Here is an 18,022-nt window from a genome sequence, read left to right as displayed (position 1 = left end):
TGCACTCCGTTTGTCGGGCTCAGCCGCACCCCGCGACGCCGCATCCCTGTTGCCGGGCGCTCTAATATCGCCAGCACGGATCTTTGAGAGGAACCCGATGTCGTCTAGCGCCGTTCGTATCCCGCTGCATGCGCTGCGGACGACCGATCCGCTGAGCCTGGGTCGCCATCGCGTCCACGCCCGACTGGGCAGCGGCGGGATGGGAGTCGTCTACCTCGCGGACGGGCCGCTGGGGCAGGTGGCGATCAAAGTGGTCCGGATGGAGCTGGCCGACAACCCGGACTTTCGGACCCGGTTCCAGCGCGAGGTCCAGGCGTGCTTCCGGGTCGGTGGCACCTGCACCGCCCGGTTACTCGACTTCGACCTCACGGTCGACCAGCCCTGGCTTGCCACCGAGTTCCTCGACGCGCCAACGCTGGCAGGCCATGTGGACGCGCACGGCGCCCTGCCCGAAGCGGCCCAGCTGCTGCTCGGCGGCGGGCTCGCCGAGGCGTTGGTCTCGATCCACGCGGCGGGGCTCATCCACCGCGACCTCAAGCCGTCCAACGTCATCTGGACCTCGCACGGTCCGAAGGTCATCGACTTCGGCATCGCCGCCGCGCGCGACACACAACCGTTGACCGTCACCGGGACGCTGGTCGGCACGCCCGGCTGGCTGTCCCCCGAACAGGTGAGCACCGGCACGATCGGCACCGCCTCGGACGTGTTCGCCTGGGCGGGTCTGGTCTGCTACGCGGCGACAGGCGAACCGCCCTTCGGGAAGGGGACGATCGAGGCGACCACCTACCGGATCATGAACGAGGAACCGCGGGTCGACTACAACCGGGTGGCACCCCCGCTGCGTGACCTGATGCGCCAGGCGCTGTCCCGGGATCCGCAAGCCCGACCGACGGCGGAGCAGCTACGCACCGAGGTACTCGGCCGCACCATCGACTCCCCTGGCTACTCCCCCGCGCCAGGTCTGGCCGACCAGCTCACCAGGCTGCTGGAGCGTGGGCCGGACGGCTCGACCCTTCCCGATGGCCCGCCTGCCACCCCGCCCGGTACCGCGCCGGAACGCATCTCACGGCCGCCCGTCCCAGCACGGCGAACACGCTGGCCGCATCGGCGACGGCTCCTCGTCGCGGCGCTGGCCGCGGTACTCGTCGCCGCCGCCGCAGTGGCGACCGTCACCGTGCTGACCGCCGACCGCGGGTCTGCCGACCGCGGGTCTGCGGACAACTCCTTCACCACGACGGGGCCGTGGCGGTTGAACGTGGTGGATCAGATCAACGGACAGGACGACGGCTGCACCATCGCCCTCCGGGAGAGCACGACGGGTATACCCGTGACGCTGCCCGCGCAGATATACGGCGACAAGACCTTCCAGATTCACCAGACCGGCCGTTTTCAATGGGAGGCCACCGTCGGCTGCCGCCTTAGCGCACTTCCTGGCAGCGGAACCGCGACCCTCCCGTTCATCCAGGACCAGAGCGGCGATACCGATGCCTTCGCAGCACCCGCATCCGGCCGGGTCGCGGTAGAGGTGAAGGACTTCAGCGGAAACTCGGAATGCGATTTCCGACTCCACGACGCGGCGACCGGACAAACCGTCGACGTCAACACAGCGACGCCGGACGGGGCGACCAGGATCCTCGAGACCAACGGCTGGCCACAGGTCTATCTCACGGACAGCAGCTGCAGGGTGAAGCTTTCCGCGGCACCCTGACACCGACGTCACGTGCGTCAACGCCATCAAGCCGGTATAGCAACGAAGGGATTCACATGGACATCGGACGGGTCGGCATCTGGTCGATCGCCCTGGATACACAACCGCTGTCCGCCGCACAGAACGCGGTCGCCGAACTCGACGAACTCGGGTTCGGCGCCCTGTGGATTCCCGAAGCCACGGGCAAGGAGATCATGAGCCACGCAGCGCTGCTGCTCGCCGCCAGCCGGCGCATGGTCGTCGCCACCGGGATCGCGAACCTGTGGGCCCGCGACGCGACCGCCATGGTCAACGCCCAGCGCACCCTGACCGAAGGATTCCCCGACCGTTTCCTGCTCGGTATCGGCGTCAGCCACACCCTCGCCGTCGCCCACCGCGGCCACCAGATGGCCAGCCCACTCCAGGTCACCCGCGACTACCTCGCGGCCATGGACGCCGCCCCCTACTACGGCGCCCCACCCGCCACCGGTCTGCACCGCATCCTCGCGGCCCTCGGACCGAAGATGCTCACGCTCGCCGCCGAACGCACCGGCGGCGCACACACCTATACCGTTCCCGTCGAACACACGGAGTTCGCCCGCCGCCACCTCGGAGAAGGACCCCTCCTCATCCCCGAGCAGAAAGTCGTCCTCGTCACCGACCCCGGCGACGCCCGCCGCATCGCCCGCGCCAACGTCAGCCGCGTCATCCGCCTCCCCAACTACGCCAACAACCTGCGCCGACACGGCTTCACCGACGACGACATCGCCGGCCAGGGCAGCGACCGCCTCATCGACGCCCTCGTCGCCTGGGGCACCCTCGACGACATCCACCGCAGAGTCAAGGACCACCTCGACGCCGGCGCTGACCACGTCGCCCTCCAGGTCCTGACCGCCGACCCGACAGCGCTCCCCCGGCGGGAATGGGGCGAACTCGCCGCACTGATCCACTAGACGAGTACAAGCGCCCGGCAACAGGGAATTAGACCAAGAAACAGAGCTGGGGTTCGACACCAGGACGAACCGCAGTCCGGCCGACGTCAGCCTCTCTTGAATGCCTCCCGGCGCAGCATCTGGAACAGTGTGGGAGCGCCCTCGAGTGTTGTCACTGCGACCGCCTTCCGCACGAACCGGACATTGACCGCCTGCTCGAGCAGGCTCGCGGCGAGGTCGGCGCGGCTGGTGAAGATGCCCGGCGCCTGATCCTCGTGAAGCTCGTACCTCGTCACCCCGGCAGCATCGAACAGACCTGACGGGCGCATGATCGTCCACTCCAGGTCGCTGGCGCGGACGAGTTCCTCCATGAGCCGCATGTCCGCGTACGTCGTCTTGCCGATCGTCGCAGTGAGCAACGGCTGCATGACTCGGTTCATCAGAAAACCGCCGTCAGCATGATAATGCGGCTCGGTGGCACTCGAGCTGACCACGGCCAGTCGCTTGATCCCGTGCGTGGCCATCGCGGCGGCGATGGTGCGCACGCCGTCGCTGTAGACACTGATCGGCTTGCGCGTGAAGGGCACGCCGAGCGTCGACAGCACGACATGTGCCCCGTCGATCGCGCGATCGACGGCCGGCGCGTCATGGACGTCAGCCTCCACGACGTCCAGTCGTTCGTGCGTGATCGGGAAATCGGCCGGCCGCCTGGTCACCGCTACGACGTCGTGGCGGGCGGCGAGCGCCTGCTCCGTCAGCAGTCGGCCGGTCAACCCGTTGGCCCCGAAGACGACGATCCTCATGGTTACGCTCCTCCTGACCCGCAGGCGCGGGTCACGATCTAATACTACGAATCTCGTATGATACGAGAACGATAACATGACACGGGGAGGTCAGGGGGATTGGCAGCGCGAGGTGTTGACGGATCGGCATCTGGCGAGGAAGGACGAACCCGGAGCCGGCGGATCGCCGAGGCCAAGCTGAGCCTGCGCGAGCTGCGGATCGAACTGGCAGTGCTCAATCACCGGGTGGGCTCGCGGATAGAGATCAAGGACGTGGACTTCGACTGTCTCGACGTCATCACGCGCCACGGCCCGATCAGCCCGAGCGCTCTTGCACGTCGCGTCGGTGTGCACCTGGCCACGATGACCGGCATTCTCGACCGCCTCGAGAAGGGCGGTTGGATCGTGCGCGACCGGGTCGAGAGCGACCGGCGTGCTGTGCTCATACGCGGCGTGCCCGACAAGCAGCGCGACATCTTCCGGCTGTACGACGGTATGAACCGCTCGCTGGACAGGATCCTTGAGAACTACAGCGACGACGAGATCGACCTCGTCGTCGATTTCCTGCGACGCTGCACCGAAGCCGGGCAATCCGCCACGGACCAGCTCGCGAAGGGCTCCGACCCCTGAGCGGAAAAATTGCCCGGAACGACCCGCTGACCCACCTCCCGTCCGGAATGTTCACCGCGAACGCCGCCTTGCCGGCCTTGGCCGCCATGGCCGCCATGGCGCACGCCCTCGGTGTCAGCTCGGGCTGTTGTTGCCATGGACGATTCGTTCCGCGTTCTCGTCCGCCGGGTTCCAGGCGACGTCATTGTCCGGTAGAGGGGTAGACGCTGTCATCACAGCGCCCGGTGGAGCTGTTCAACCGTTTTTGGTAGATCCGCGATGTCAATCTCGGTCACAACGGATCGGTCCCGCGTTCGAACCTCGACGACGCCTTCGGCCGCTCGGCGTCCTATGACGACCTGTACCGGGCATCCAATCAAATCGGCGTCCGCGAACTTCACCCCGGCCGAGCTTCCCTGCCGGTCATCCACGAGAACGTCAAGCCCTTCCGCCTCCAGCGATCCGGCAACCGAGTTGACCACGTCCCAATCGACCTTCCGACCCAACGGGATCACTTCTACGTCGTAGGGGGCGAGTGCCGCCGGCCACACGATGCCGTTCTCATCGTGGTGCTGCTCGATCACGACCGAAAGAATGCGGCTTATGCCGATACCGTAGCAGCCCATTACCATGGGTGCGTCCTTGCCGTTACCGTCAAGAAACCTCGCTTCCAAGGGCACCGAATACTTTGTGCCAAGCTGGAAGATGTGGCCGATTTCGACTGATCTGTCGACCGCGAGTGGACCTGTGCCATCCGGAGACGGGTCACCCGGCCGGACATTGGTCACGTCCGCGTACTCATCCGGCGCAAAGTCGCGTCCTCGGTTGCAGCCGGTCACGTGGTAGTCAACCTCGTTCGCACCGGTACACCAGTCCCGCCCGGCCGCGACATGATGATCTGCGACGATCCTGCTGACATAGGGTGTAAGCCCCTGCGGCCCGACGTACCCTCGGATCAGACCGGGGTTCGCTGCGAAATCGGCCGCTTCAAGGAGCGTAGGCGCCGCGCCGAGGACCTTCCCGAGCTTGTACTCATTGATCTCCCGGTTGCCCGGGCAGAGTACGGCGACGACCTGAATCCCCCCGTCACCGGCGCGCGGAACCTTGTACAGGACGCATTTCAGTATCTGGCTCGTCGGTATGCCGAGGTGCGCGGCGACTTCCTGAACCCCCGGAACCCCAGGGGTGTGAATACGCTGGAGCGGGTCTGTCCCGGCAGCTACTTCGGCGGGCCGCTGACTCGATGCAGCTTCCATGTTCGCGGCATAGCTGCCCTTCGGGGCATAGACGAACAGATCCTCACCGATCTCGCTCGGGGCCATGAACTCGTGGTTCACGTCGCCCCCGATCTCACCGGCCTGTGCCTCCACAGCCCGAAACCGAAGCCCACAGCGGGTAAACACCCGTACGTAGGCGTCGTACATCACGCCATACGTCTCACGGAGCGAGCTGAGGTCCACGTGGAAGCTGTAGGCGTCCTTCATGACAAAATCACGAGCACGTATGAGGCCGGACCTCGGCCGCAACTCGTCGCGGTACTTGGTCTGAATCTGGTAGACACTCAGAGGCAGGTCCCGATAGCTGCTGATCTCGTTCGCTATCATGTTGGTGACCAGTTCCTCGTGGGTGGGACCGAGGCAGAACTCCGCTCCCTTTCGGTCCGTCACCCGGAACATCAGCTCGCCATAGTTGGCCCACCGGCCGGTCCGTTCCCACAACTCGCGCGGCATGATCGCCGGCATCAGCAATTCCTGACACCCGGCCGCTGCCATTTCTTGCCGAACGATCTTCTCGACCTTGCGGAGGACGCGAAGCCCGAGGGGAAGATAGGTATAGATGCCCGATGAGACCTTCCGGACATAGCCACCACGAACCAGCAGCCTGTGATTGACTGTTTCAGCTTCAGCAGGATCGTCGCGAAGCGTCCGGACGAAAAGACGAGAAAGATGGTCCACAGGGGTAAACCTCCGTCACGCGAGAGGAGCCGAGAAGGGCAACGCCCGACGGCATTTCTGATCTAACCTACTGCCTCCGACGGCCAGGGTGTCAGGAGCCCTTGGCCTACCGGGCAGCCATCTACCAGGCTCCGGAGCCTTAACGATCACACTCCGTGCCCCGCCGCAGCGAGTCCAGAAACCCGATCCGGGTTGCGTTCCGCGGAACGCAACCCGGCGTGCGTCTGCCAGAAGTGCTCGGCCGGGCCGGTCGGCCGGGCGGGGTCGGGTCAGATCCTGGGTCAGGTCTTCTTCCGGCGACCGCGGGGGGCGACCGGGGGACGCCAGTCGGCGAGACCGTCCTCGCGCAGATGCAGCCGGTTCGTGCAGTCGGCGAGGAACCCCTCGTAGACCTCAGCGGGGCTGCCGTCGTAGAGCGGATCGAACTCACCATGCCACTGCCACACCCACGCCAACACCTCCCGCAAGCCGGCGAGCAGCGGAGCGAGGCGCTCCGCGCCCCAACCGTCGTTCTGCTCCCGCTCAACGACAAGAGTGGCCAGAGCCTGCGCCTGCTCACGGTGATCCCAACCGGCCCAGCCGACCAACAGGCTCGAGTCCCCGTCCCGGCAGGCGTGCGGATAGGAGACGAACCGCTCCTTGGGTACGTCGAGCTTGCCGCGCTGCCGCCAGAAACTCGTCCGGCGAAAATCGGTCGGCTTGTACTTCGGCGGCACCGGGATCCTGTCGCGGATCTTAAGCCGCTCCTCCTCGGTGGGGGCGGCGTCCTCGGCCCGCTGCAGATCCCAGACGTGCTCCCAGTCGCCGCGTTTGACCAGCCCGTCGTCGGTGTACCGCAGGGCGGCGAGAAACGGGACATGCTCGTCCGCGACCAGGTCGGCGACAATCCCGGTGAGCTCCCCGCCCGGCTGGTACAGCTCGGCGACGGCGACGAATGTCTGGTCTCGGCGCAGCTCGTCGGCCAGCTGGGAGGTGGTCAGCGGCCGGGGCTGCACCATCGCGTCGACCTCGTGGAACCACAGTTCGCGCGCTTCGCAGCGGTCGAGCAGCCAGTCGCGTAACGCCTTGGCCTGGAGAGAATCCCAGCCCTCGGTCGCCCACCGCCGCTTGCACTCGGGTCGCTCGATGAGCGCGAGATGCCGGTTGTTCCCGATGACGGCGATACGCCTTTCGACCACGGCCCGGTACTCGGCGGGCCAGTGGCCGGGGAGCTCGGTGATCGGTGTGGAGCCATGCCGGGTGAACCACGCGGTGCTCGCCTCACCCGCGGCCATCCTCCGAGCCAGGACGATCTCGAACGCCCGCTCCCCGAGCGTCAGCTCCGGGACGGCCTCGCCCGGCGCGGTCAGTTCGTCGGGGAGCAGCCCGTAGAGGGAGTAGACCTGCCAGTCCAGCTCCTCCTGCAACGCGATCATCCGCGTCCGGGTCGACTCCCACTCCCGCCGCGCCTGGGCCAGCCGTGCCCGGGTCGGTGCCTCGTCGGCCGCGACCGCCGACGGACTCACCGCGCCGAGCCGCTGCGCCAACCCGTCCAGCTCCCGCGCCAGCTCCAGCGGATACTCCGCCGGCAGCGGAAACTCCTGCAGCTTCGTCCCGGTGAACTCGTAGAATCGCTCCCACATTTCAGTCTTGATGCCAGACTGATAGCCTTCGTTGCCTTTATTGTGGCTTACCTGCTTGAGCCAGAAGCAGGCGGTCGAGCTGTTGAGCACCCCCAGTAACCGCAAGTGCTCGTCCTCCCCAGCGCTCTCCGGCAATTTAATCACCGGCGCAGTACGATTGAAGACTTTTCCCCCACGATCAAGCACGAAGTGATTGTGAGTGCCAACAAATGCAAGGGCGATGGAAAGCGGAACTCGCAGCTTGCTTGCGGTTAGTCGACCGTACTCGGACCATTTCAGCCCGCTTTCCACCTTCGTTCGCCCACCGAACAGGATACTCCGACACAGGTTGGTGCGCCCTGGCCACAAATATCGATGCATTGGCGGATTGCTTGGAACGTCAATCGGGGAGTAACCCCGGTCGTAAGGAAACACTGCCACTTCGTTTTGGGACCACGCCCAGTCACGCAGGGAGTCACCGACAATCATGGGCCTCCACCATGCATTCTCAATTTGGTGACGCCTTGCGCTCGATTCCGGAAGCAAATAAAGATCGTCTTCCAGAGTAAAACTTGTAATACCGATAGATGAAGCGATTTGACCAAGCCGAATGTCGGCGTGGACCTCAATTTTAGCCTGGAGGTCGGAGGCACCGCCACCGCTGAGGCTCCATGGATAGGTCGCTACGCGCTCTCGTGGTAGATCCACAACGCTGACCCATTCACTTTCGGATCCAGCGTGATCAATCTGCTCCACGATCGCGCGCCAGACAAGGCCCTCGCTTGGCACGGCGGGTGCGGACGGCTCGCCGCGGATCCCGAGCACTGCCCGAACGGTTTCGGCCCGCTTCCTGTCCTTGCGACGGCCGGCGAGGATGACGGTCGGGGTGCCGTGGCCGGGGATATAGGCGCCCGACGTGTCGATGATATGCGTCAGCTCGACCTTGTTCGCAAAGAACTGCTCGATGAGCTTCTTCCCGAACTCCCGCTTCATGAAGGAGTTGGCGGTGATCTGGCCGACGTAGCCGGCGCCCCGGCCGTCGGCGTCGGCCTCTCTGGCCAGCTCGAAGAAGCGCTGGGCGAAGGGGGCCGAAAGGGCGTACTTACCCGAGCAGGCGTCGTACAGCTCCCGGTAGTGCTGGTTCAGCTCCTTGTCCTTGACCGTGATGTACGGCGGATTGCCGACCACCGCGTGATAGCGGCCCTGCGCCAGAATGCCGGGATGATCGGTCACATCTTCGGTGGCGTAGGAGAACGCGGCGAACTCGTCTTGCTCGGAGTCGAACAGGCCGAGCTGCCGATGCTTGATCAGCGAGTCGCCGACGGCGATGTGCAGGGGGAAGGTGTAGCCGGCGGCCTCGGCCAGGGAGGAGAAGCCGGCGGCGCGCAGGGCGGCGACCAGCAGGCGGAACCGGGCGATCGCGACCGCGAACGGGTTGACGTCCACACCGTGCACGGCGTCCAGGGCGAGCCGGACCCGCTCGTGCGCGTCCCGGCCCGGGGCGTTGTTCTCCCATTCGGCGAGCAGGCGATGAAACGCGCCGAGCAGAAAATGGCCGGACCCGCAGGTCGGATCGATCATCTTCACGACGTCGTAACCGAACTCGTCGATGGCCGGGCTGAGCGTCAGATCGAGGATGAACTCCTCGACGAACTCCGGGGTCTGCAGCAGCGCATAGCGCTTGCGCGCGTCCTCGGAGAGGTCCTGGTAGAGGTCACCGAGGAAACGGGTGTCCCACGCCGGGTCGGTGAAATCGTGGACGAGTCGGGCGTCCTCGCCACGGCGGCGCCAGAAGGCGATCAGACCCTTGGCCGCGTCATGCGACACCGGGATCTGGTAGAGCGCGTTGTGCCGCCGGTCGAACAGGGATGCGCCCACGGGCACACCGGCGATGGCGTCGAAGGCAGCGAGCAGCCAGTCACGGTCGGTCTGGGCCGGGTGGGTGCGGAAGAACTCGTCCTGGGACTCCTCCGCCAGCGTCATGCTGGACGTGTCCGGCCCGGCCAGGTACGGCTCGGCGAGCAGGCCGTTGTCCTCGCAGAACCGGACGAACACGGTGGCGAGCACCCAGGCGACCGCGGCCTGGGTGACCCGTTCGTCCCGCCATGACGCCCAGGTCGCCGCGGTGCGCTTCACCCGGAACGCATCGAGGTACTCGGCGCGCAACGCCGTCCCGACCTCCTCGACGACGACGACCTGTTCGCGCAGGTCCGCCTCGAGTGTCCGGATCTGCCGCTGCAGATCCTTGAGTAACGACCCCCGGTCGATCACGATGCTTTCTCCCCGCTCCGGTGCTCGTTGGCCACCCACGCGTCGGGCAGCATGATCCATTCGTTCTCGGTGACGACCTGCACGAGCTCGCCGTCCAGGCGCGGCGGGTGCCCGGGGTCGTCCACCGGGCACAACAGCCAGGTCGGTCGGCCGCGTGACCGCGACCGCCCGGCGACCGCGTACAGCACGTCCATGCCGCGGTAGCGGGCGAGCGGGCCGGCGTCGTGCAGGAGCAGCGGCCCGGTACCGCCTACCGGGTCAGCGCCCGTCAGGTCAGCGCCCACCGGGTCAGCGCCCACCATGGCGACCAGGCGCGGTTCGACCACGGCCCAGGCCGCCGCCGCGTATTCGCTGATCTTCCGAGCCGCCCTGCTGCCCGGTTCGGCGACATCTGCGGCGAGGACCGTCGCCCAGGTCGGTTTCGGGCGGGGATCGACCTGATCGTGCAGAGCCGCGAGGAAGAGCGCGGCGATGTTCACGGGCTGTGCGCCGAACCGGCCGGCCAGCTCGTCGCGGGCCAGCGTGTACCGGTTACGGCGTACTGTGAGTGCACGGAAGCCATCCGTGCCCGCAGCGCTGGTGAGCCGCTGCTCGGCGACGACCGCGGCCGCCTGCTCCGGGGAGTCCGCGGTGTAGCGCGATATGCCCCGCGCCGTGGTGCGGCGCGTTGTCACCGGCACGCTTGAGAACATCCCGGTCGAGGACAGGAGCCCAGGCGGGAGGACGTACCCGCCGTCGCTCCACCTGACCTCGAAGCCCGCTTCCCGCAGCAGGCGGTCCAGTTTCGGGTGCTCCGGCAGCGGCTCCAGGTCCGGGAAACGCGCCCGTACCCGCTCGCGGATGGCCTCGACGGTCAGTCGTTGGCTTCTGGCCGGGTCGGGGTGCGGTGTGATCAGACCTGCCTGGGCGATCCGCAGCGCCCGCACCGGATCGAGGTCGCGCGGGTAGATCTCCATCCGGGCGGTGGCCGCGGCGTTCTGTGAGGCAGCCGCGGCAAGGCGAACGAGGCGTCGCTCATCAAGGATCATTCCCTCGCCGGCCGCATGCCCAGGCCGGTCACGCCGGTCACGCCGGTCAGGCCGGTCAGGCGCGTCGGGCCTGTCATGCCCGTCGGGCACGTCTGACCAGTCGGGCGCGTCGGACCCGTCCTGGTCATCCGGTCCGAGGGACAGGGACGTCGCCCGGACGGCGGTCAGTTCGCGGAGCACCGTCGCGGGCGCGGGCAGCACCTCCAGGCCGGCCAACCGGTCCGCGACCCGTCCCAGGGCGTCGGCGTGGTCGAGCAGAGCCGGCGCCGACGGTGTGCGCGGCCCGTCCTCCTCGGTCACCTCCAGGGCGACGAGCAGCACGTTCCCGTGCCGGCGGATCAACAGCCGGGATTCGTCCGCTAGCGCGTCGATCTCCACCGCGGCGCGGACGGCTGCGCCCGCCACCGCGCGGCGCAGATCCTCCCCGCTCGTCACCGAGCCGCGCCGGGCCAGCACGGCCGCGGCCAGTTCGGACATGCCCATCACCCGGCCGCCGTCGGCGAGCAGTTCGACCAGCTCTGCGTGGACGCTGCGCACAACCGGTTCGCCATGCCATTCGCGGCGCTGTTTCGACAGCACCTGCGCGACCCGACCCGAGCTGACTCCGAGTTTCTCCGCGACGAGCTGCTGGCGCGGCCACGGCGGCAGCCCCGACAGGACGCCGTCGCGATCGGGTAGCCCGAGCAGCAGGCGGGTCGCCTCGACCTCCGTCGCGTTGCGCCCGTTCCTGGCCAGGGCGGGCAGGAGCCGGGCGACGACCCCGTCCACCCCGACCCGCGCCAGCACCGCTGACGTCCCGTCCCCGGGAACGTCCATTCCCTCATGGTGGGCGGACGTCCCCATCTCATCGGCCGGCTGCGCCGGCGCCGGGTTCCCACCGAGCAGGGTTTTCCATTCCCGGATCCGACGCTGCAGCTCACGTCGGGTCTTCGCGCCCAGACCGGGCTGGCCGATGATCTGCTTCGAGTTGAGCTCGAGCAGATCGGCGACGGTCGTGGCATTGAGCTCATGGGCCGCTGAGATGGCCCGGGGAGTCAGGCCCGCCGATTCCAGGAGTGTCGACCGGGTCGCCTTGGCGGCAGCGGTGTCGCGCGCCTTCCCCGCGGCCTGATCGTCCTCGGGTTCGGTCCCGATCGGATGATCGGTGCCGACCGGCACGGCCGCGTCCGAGGTGCGGAACACCTGCTGCCAGGCGTCCCGCATCTCCTTCAGCGTGGCGAACCGCCCAGACGCCTCGCGGTCGAGCGCGCGGGTCAAGAAGCCCGCGAGACCGTCGCGGATCGCCGGGTCGAACGCTTCGACGGCCAGCATCGGCGGCCCGTCGGTGTACCGGGCCTCGGTCCGGCCGTCCCCCCAGAACGGCAGCTCACCCGATGCCATCTCGTGCAGGGTCACCGCCAGCGCGTAGCGCTCGGCGTGGTCGTCGTACACCGGGCGCGGCGGGGTGCCGAGGAAGGGGTCGAGGTAGCGGGGCGTGCCTGCCTCGATCTCCTTGACCGAGATACCGGCCAGGGAGAAGTCGAAGAGGACGAGCTGCCGGGTGCGGTTTTTCCGGATCTTGATAGCGATGTTGTCCGGCTTGAGATCACGGTGGGCGACGCCCTCGCCCTCCAGGTAGTCGACGGCACCGAACAGGTAGTCGCTGAAGGTCTCCAGGTCATCGACGGTGAGCCGGCCTTCATCCCGCAGCTTGCGCGCGACGGTCTTCTCCCCGGCATGTTCCAGGACGAGCACGGTGCGCTCCCCGACGCGGATGGGCTCCTGGCGGGAAAGACGGATCACCCGGGAGTCGGCGAGTTTGCGCAGAATCTGCGCCTCGTGATCCAGGCGGGTCGCCTTCTCGTCCGACAACGCGACCTTGAGCACCTCCTGGGCGCCGGTACGTTCGTTCGTGGCGAGAAAGGCACGGCTCGTCGAACCCGTGCCGAGCCTCTTGTCGATCCGCCACTCCCCGCCGACGAGGTCACCCGGCCGCGCCTCCAGCGGGTCCGGCTCGTCCTCGTTCTCGTCCACGGCAGGCATGATCGACCGGGTCGTCGGTGCGGTCAGCTCGTCCTCGACCAGCTCAAGGAGTTCGAGGAACTCGCTGACGGTCGTCAGGCGGTCGGCCGGGACGGGCCGGGTGGCCTCCTGCACCAGCCCGTCGACGAGTTCGGAGACCGAGTCGACCGCGGCCGACGGGCGCAGGCCGTCCTCGCCGGACAGCCGGGTGAGCAACTCCGAGCGCTGCGCGGCCGGCGCCTTCCCGGTGAGCAGCAGGTAGGACACCGTGCCGAGGCCGAAAACGTCCATCGCGACCGGATCGGGATCCGGCGCCGACAGCTCGGGGGCGAGATAACCCTCGGCGGAGCGCTCCAGATGCGGGGCGACCTGACTGGCCGCGCCCGCCCGCACGGACACGCTGGGGGTGGCGCTCCCCGAGCCGGCGCTGCGGGTCGCCGCCTGCCAGTCACTGATCTGCAGCCGCGGCGAGAGCCACACCTCATCGCCGCCCCTGCGCCGGGACGCGGGAACGGCGAACACGCTGCGCGCGGACAGCGCCCGGTGGTGCAGGTGGCGCCCGTGCGCGTACCGGATCGCCTCGGCCAGCTGTCGGATCATGTCGATCCGCGTGGCGGCGTCCAACCGGTCGCCGAATCGCGCCATGTAGTGGTCGAGCCGCTCGGCGTCCGGCCGGTGCCGAAAGATCAGAGCAGGTCCGGCCTCATGCTGCTCCATCGCGTCGACCTGGACGATGCCCGGATGGCTGATGCCGTGCAGCGCAAGCATCTCCCGGCGGGCAGCCTGCTCGATACTCGTCCGCTCGGCCTGTCCGGCCTGCCGCTCCACCAGGTAGATGCGGATCCGGCGCCGCTCGGAGACGATCTGGGAGTGCTGAGCGAGGTGGTCCTGCCAGGTCGGACCGGTATCGAACGGCGGGAACGTCAGCTCCCACGACCCGATCTGGAAGTGGCGCCGGCTCCGCGCGATGCCGACTCCGTGCAGGAGCTTGGGGAGGGCTTTCGACAGCTCCGGACGGATCCGCTCCTTGTCGTCCCGTGGTGGTTGTTCAAGCAGCCCGGACCAGATCGGCGGCAGCGGGCCGGGCTGCCCACCGTCGGGGGGTTGTGGGCCGAAAACCCGGTGGAGCTGGTTGTCGGGCAGCTCCACCCGCAGGCTCGGGACGGCCAGGAACACGGCAGCCTGGATGTAAGGAATCTTCAAGCCCAGCCGCAGGCGCCCGGCCTCGGCGCTGAGCAGCGACCGCAGCTGCTTGGCTTTCGAGTCCGCCAGATGTAACGGGTTGTCGAAGACCCGCTCGCCACGCTGACCCTGCAGGATCCAGTTCGAGCCGCTCGCGGTCAGCCGACCGTGCAGACTCTTGATTTCGATCAGGTACAGGCCGCCGTGGGTGACGACGAACAGGTCCACCTCGCGGACGTGGCCGGTACCCGCGGTGAAGGTGAAATTCGACCACGCGCGGTACGGCTCTGCCTCGGGTAGCCGCTCCTGGATGTGTTTGAGCGCCTCCCGCTCATGCTGGAACTGGGACGGTGCGACCGTCGTCCACCGACCCTCACGCATGATCGACCCCCCGGCCGCCAATTACCCCACCGGGACCACACGTATACGCTCCGCACTCGAATCGTATACCCATAGACACCAAAAGTGATTGGCTGTCTCATTTAAGTGAATGAAACAGTTAATATAGTGCACCCTAAAGTGTGATCCGTGGCGCCATCGGCAGTGCACAGAGTCAACGCGCCGCGGGACCGGTGATCCGAAGTTCGAACGGCCCGCCGACCTCGCTCACGTCACGCAAGGCCGCTCTGTGCCCCGGGCCCGTTTCGCCATGAGCGCGGCCAGGGTCGGCGGATTCACCAACTCGATAACTGATCGACGGCAATGGATAAGACGCGGTCCATTCCATCGTTCTCTCCCATCGGTTTGCTGCACAAGCGCGCCGTCGGCGAGGGTCGCCGCCGTTGCGCTGGAGGACTCGTGGACCGCCGCACCGTGATCGCGGGCATCGCAGCAGCTCCCCTGGTCGCCGCTTCCGGGGTGACCGGCATCTCATCGGCGTCAGCCACCGATTCCGGTGGCCACGAGCGCCATCGCACGCTGGTGATCGGGCACCGCGGCGCGTCGGGCTACCGCCCGGAACACACCCTCGCCTCATACGAGCTGGCCGCCAGGTTGGGCGCCGACTTCATGGAGCCCGACCTCGTGCCCACCAAGGACGGCGTCCTGGTCTGCCGGCACGAGCCGGAGATCGGCGGCACCACCGACGTCGCCGACCACCCGGAGTTCGCCGCCCGCAAGGTGACCAAGGTACTGGACGGCACGCCGGTCACCGGCTGGTTCACCGAAGACTTCACCCTGGCCGAGCTGAAGACCCTGCGCGCCAAGGAGCGGCTGCCGGCCATCCGGCAGGAGAACACGATGTACGACGGTCGGTTCGAGGTCCCGACCTTCATCGAGCTGCTCGAGCTACGCAAGCGCCTGTCCCGGGAACTCGGCCGCGAGCTCGGCGTCTACCCCGAGACCAAGCACCCGACCTACTTCCAGAAGGCCGGTCTGCCCCTCGAGCAGCGACTCCTGGACCTCCTGAACCGGTACGGCCTTAACCACCGCGGCGCCGCGGTGTTCGTGCAGTCCTTCGAGACGAACAACCTGCGCCAGCTGCGCACGCTCGGGCTGCGCGCTCCCTCGGTGCAGCTGCTCAGCGCCGCCGGCGCTCCGTTCGATCTGATCGACGCCGGCGACCCGCGGACCTACGCGGACCTGTCCACCCCGGCCGGCCTGCGGCAGATCGCACGCTACGCGAACGGAATCGGCCCGGACAAGACGCAGATCATCCCGCGGGCCGCGGACGGAACACTGGGCACGCCGACCTCGCTGGTCCCCGACGCGCACGCCGCGGGGCTGGTACTGCACCCGTACACCTTCCGGGCGGAGAACAACTTCCTGCCGGCGGACTACCGGCGTGGGACGAACCTCAGCGACTTCGGTCGGGGGATCGACGAGCAGGTGACGTATTTGAAGGCCGGCATCGACGGGCTGTTCACCGACCAGGCCGACATCGGTGTCATCGCACGGGCCGAGGCGTTCACGTCCTAGCCTCGTGCGGTGCGGCACCGCGTAGTTCCAGCGGGGATGCGCTCCCCGCGTCGCGGGAACGTGCTGAACATGGCGGCGGACAACCTCGCCACCGTGTTCAGCACGCCGACGTTGTGATGAAACGATCGTGCGACCTCAACGCGCCGTGGACAACTGCTCCGGACGATCCCGCGACCACGCCAACGTGTCGCTGATGGCATCGAACAGCTCGAACAACTCCTCGGCGATGTCGACATGCGGACTGCTCAGAACAACATTGAGGACACCATGACCGTCCGGCACGGGAATGAGCGTCTGCATGATGACGCCGTCGATCCGCACCCCGTCCGGCTCCGACCGCTCAACCCCACGCGTACGCACAGCCCGGCCGGCCGGCATCTCGACGACCGTCACGGTACGCCACGGAGAGCTCCGATCCGTCGGTACCACCGCGGTGATCTGACCCGCGATCGCCTCGGCCGTGTTGTCCGCGTCGGTCGCCATGCCGTCGGTGTGAAACACCATCACGCTGGCCACCAGACCGTCCGAACCGTCCACCAGTTCGGCGGTGGCCGCGCAATACACAGCCCCCTGCCGCTCCGCCCGCTCAGCGACCTCCCGCAGCAGCCTGAGCAGCGCCGCACGCTGTGGCCGCAGTTGTGGGAGCTGCGCGATCCGCTCGTCGACCAGACGCGCGAGGTCACCGGTACGGCTGGCGCGCCACACGTCGAACTCAAACCAGGAGCGGGGCACCCGAAGGGTGAACCACGATGGCGCACCGGTTCCGGTAACGGTCACACCGCACCGCCCGCAGCCACCGGCGATGCGGTCACGCCGGCATCAGGAGACGCAGCGACCGTAACCGTGGGTGCCGCCGGCGGCAACACACCGGCGAGGCCGGAATCCGCCGCGGATACCCCGTCGGCCAGGCCACGCAGCAGACCGGACGCCCGCTCCAGCAACTTATCCAGCGACTCACGCCGGTCAGACGACTGGCTGACGAAATGATGCAGGGCCGTCTCCACCTCGCCCGACCCCGTCTGACCATGCAGACCATCGAAAGCGGCACCGAGCGAGGAGAGCGCAGCGCGAATGTCTGCCAGCTCACCGGACACCTGCCGGGCGACCTCGGGATCGCATCCGAAGACACTCGCCGTCACTTCATTGCCCCTTCCATGGGCCCGCACACCCGTTACCGTCTCAGACGCCTGAAGGCTAACCAGCACGCTACCAAGAAGCAATAACGGGAAACCATCCGTGGCCGAAGATCGCGCGATCGTATTTTTCAGAGGTCACCGCCGGAACATTCGTCCAGGATCTGGCGGGCCGGCTGTCCCACGCCGCCGTCATCGATCACCTGGTTCCCACCTCACCTCGCATGCACGACCTCGCATGCACGACCTCGCATGCACGACCTCGCATGCGCGACCTCGCGTGCGCGCAACGCTCGACCCCACACCGCCGCGCCATGGGGTCGACCCGGTCCCGGCCAGGCCAATCATGAGCCGGCGAGCCCAGCCGCCGTCATCGACGCGCCCCACGAACACGCCCATGTGTAAATAAACGGCTACGGAAAGTTATATCGCTACACCGGAAAGAACGGCGTAACCGCCGAGAGGCCGCCATCGGAACGAAACCGGGTCAGCTCCCGAGACTCACCGGAGATGGGTGCCTGTTCGCCCGAACAAATCCAGCGAAGCCGTCTGAATGTCACGCCAGACCATCCTTCAGCATGCGGAGGCAGACTGCATTTCCTACCCTTGTCAGGGAACGCAAGCCTACCGACATTGATCGCTATTGGCTGGTGACCGCAGGGCGGACCGAAGGTGGGTTGTAAACGTGATCGAGACAGCTGAACACACTCCGCCGCATAGGCCAGCCACCCGCACCTGCCGCCCGAAAGCGTCGGGCCGGCGGGGATTTCGCCGGATGACGTTCCTACGGCGGCAGCGCAGATCCGCGGTCGTGTTGCTGCTGGTTGTGCTCCTCACCGGTGGGCTTGTCACGCCCGCGGCGGGTTCCAGCGGCTCCGGGGGTACAACCGGTGACGGGGACGTCGTCGGTACTCCCACATCCCT

The 18,022-nt window shown here is 67.4% G+C and carries 10 protein-coding genes; 4 read left to right on the top strand and 6 right to left on the bottom strand.

What is annotated here, in order from left to right:
• The first annotated feature begins 97 nt into the window (after positions 1-97).
• On the top strand, positions 98-1,708 hold the full coding sequence (locus U9978_RS12125; RefSeq protein ID WP_322761203.1) for a serine/threonine-protein kinase: 1,611 nt from the start codon (positions 98-100) through the stop codon (positions 1,706-1,708).
• Positions 1,709-1,764: 56 nt separating this feature from the next.
• Entirely contained in the window at positions 1,765-2,640 is an 876-nt protein-coding gene (locus U9978_RS12120) for an LLM class F420-dependent oxidoreductase (protein ID WP_322761202.1), read from the top strand.
• 86 nt (positions 2,641-2,726) lie between these two features.
• On the opposite strand, the gene U9978_RS12115 is transcribed toward U9978_RS12120, so the two are convergent.
• On the bottom strand, positions 2,727-3,422 hold the full coding sequence (locus tag U9978_RS12115; protein ID WP_322761201.1) for an NAD(P)-dependent oxidoreductase: 696 nt from the start codon (positions 3,420-3,422) through the stop codon (positions 2,727-2,729).
• Positions 3,423-3,521: 99 nt separating this feature from the next.
• On the opposite strand from U9978_RS12115, the gene U9978_RS12110 reads away from it, so the two are divergent.
• A complete protein-coding gene (locus U9978_RS12110) occupies positions 3,522-4,031 on the top strand; it encodes a MarR family transcriptional regulator (protein ID WP_322761200.1) in 510 nt (169 codons plus the stop codon).
• Positions 4,032-4,243: 212 nt separating this feature from the next.
• Here U9978_RS12110 and U9978_RS12105 read toward each other — a convergent pair whose 3' ends face one another.
• From U9978_RS12105 to pglW, 3 genes are all read right to left on the bottom strand, one after another.
• Positions 4,244-5,965: a proline--tRNA ligase gene (locus U9978_RS12105; RefSeq protein ID WP_322761199.1), complete on the bottom strand. Its 1,722-nt coding sequence runs from the start codon at positions 5,963-5,965 to the stop codon at positions 4,244-4,246.
• Positions 5,966-6,246: 281 nt separating this feature from the next.
• Positions 6,247-9,837 carry a BREX-2 system adenine-specific DNA-methyltransferase PglX gene (gene pglX, locus U9978_RS12100; protein ID WP_322761198.1) on the bottom strand — a complete coding sequence of 1,197 codons (3,591 nt, stop codon included), beginning with the start codon at positions 9,835-9,837 and terminating at the stop codon, positions 6,247-6,249.
• On the bottom strand, positions 9,834-14,429 hold the full coding sequence (pglW, locus tag U9978_RS12095) for a BREX system serine/threonine kinase PglW (RefSeq protein ID WP_322761197.1): 4,596 nt from the start codon (positions 14,427-14,429) through the stop codon (positions 9,834-9,836). The genes pglX and pglW overlap by 4 nt, the downstream gene beginning before the upstream one ends.
• A 417-nt stretch (positions 14,430-14,846) precedes the next feature.
• Here pglW and U9978_RS12090 point away from each other — a divergent pair, with 417 nt between their 5' ends.
• A complete protein-coding gene (locus tag U9978_RS12090; protein ID WP_322761196.1) occupies positions 14,847-15,965 on the top strand; it encodes a glycerophosphodiester phosphodiesterase in 1,119 nt (372 codons plus the stop codon).
• A 135-nt stretch (positions 15,966-16,100) separates the two neighbouring features.
• Here the strand turns inward: U9978_RS12090 and U9978_RS12085 are convergent, their stop codons facing one another.
• Positions 16,101-16,742, bottom strand: a complete 642-nt coding sequence (locus U9978_RS12085; RefSeq protein ID WP_322761195.1) for a hypothetical protein — start codon at positions 16,740-16,742, stop codon at positions 16,101-16,103.
• A complete protein-coding gene (locus tag U9978_RS12080) occupies positions 16,739-17,104 on the bottom strand; it encodes a hypothetical protein (protein ID WP_322761194.1) in 366 nt (121 codons plus the stop codon). The genes U9978_RS12085 and U9978_RS12080 overlap by 4 nt, the downstream gene beginning before the upstream one ends.
• Positions 17,105-18,022: the final 918 nt, after the last annotated feature.

The organism is Protofrankia sp. Cr2, assembly GCF_963555885.1.
Taxonomy (GTDB): Bacteria; Actinomycetota; Actinomycetes; order Frankiales; family Frankiaceae; genus Protofrankia.
The sequence above is the reverse complement of the archived record's forward strand: the minus strand, read 5'-3'. Positions and strand labels throughout refer to the sequence as shown.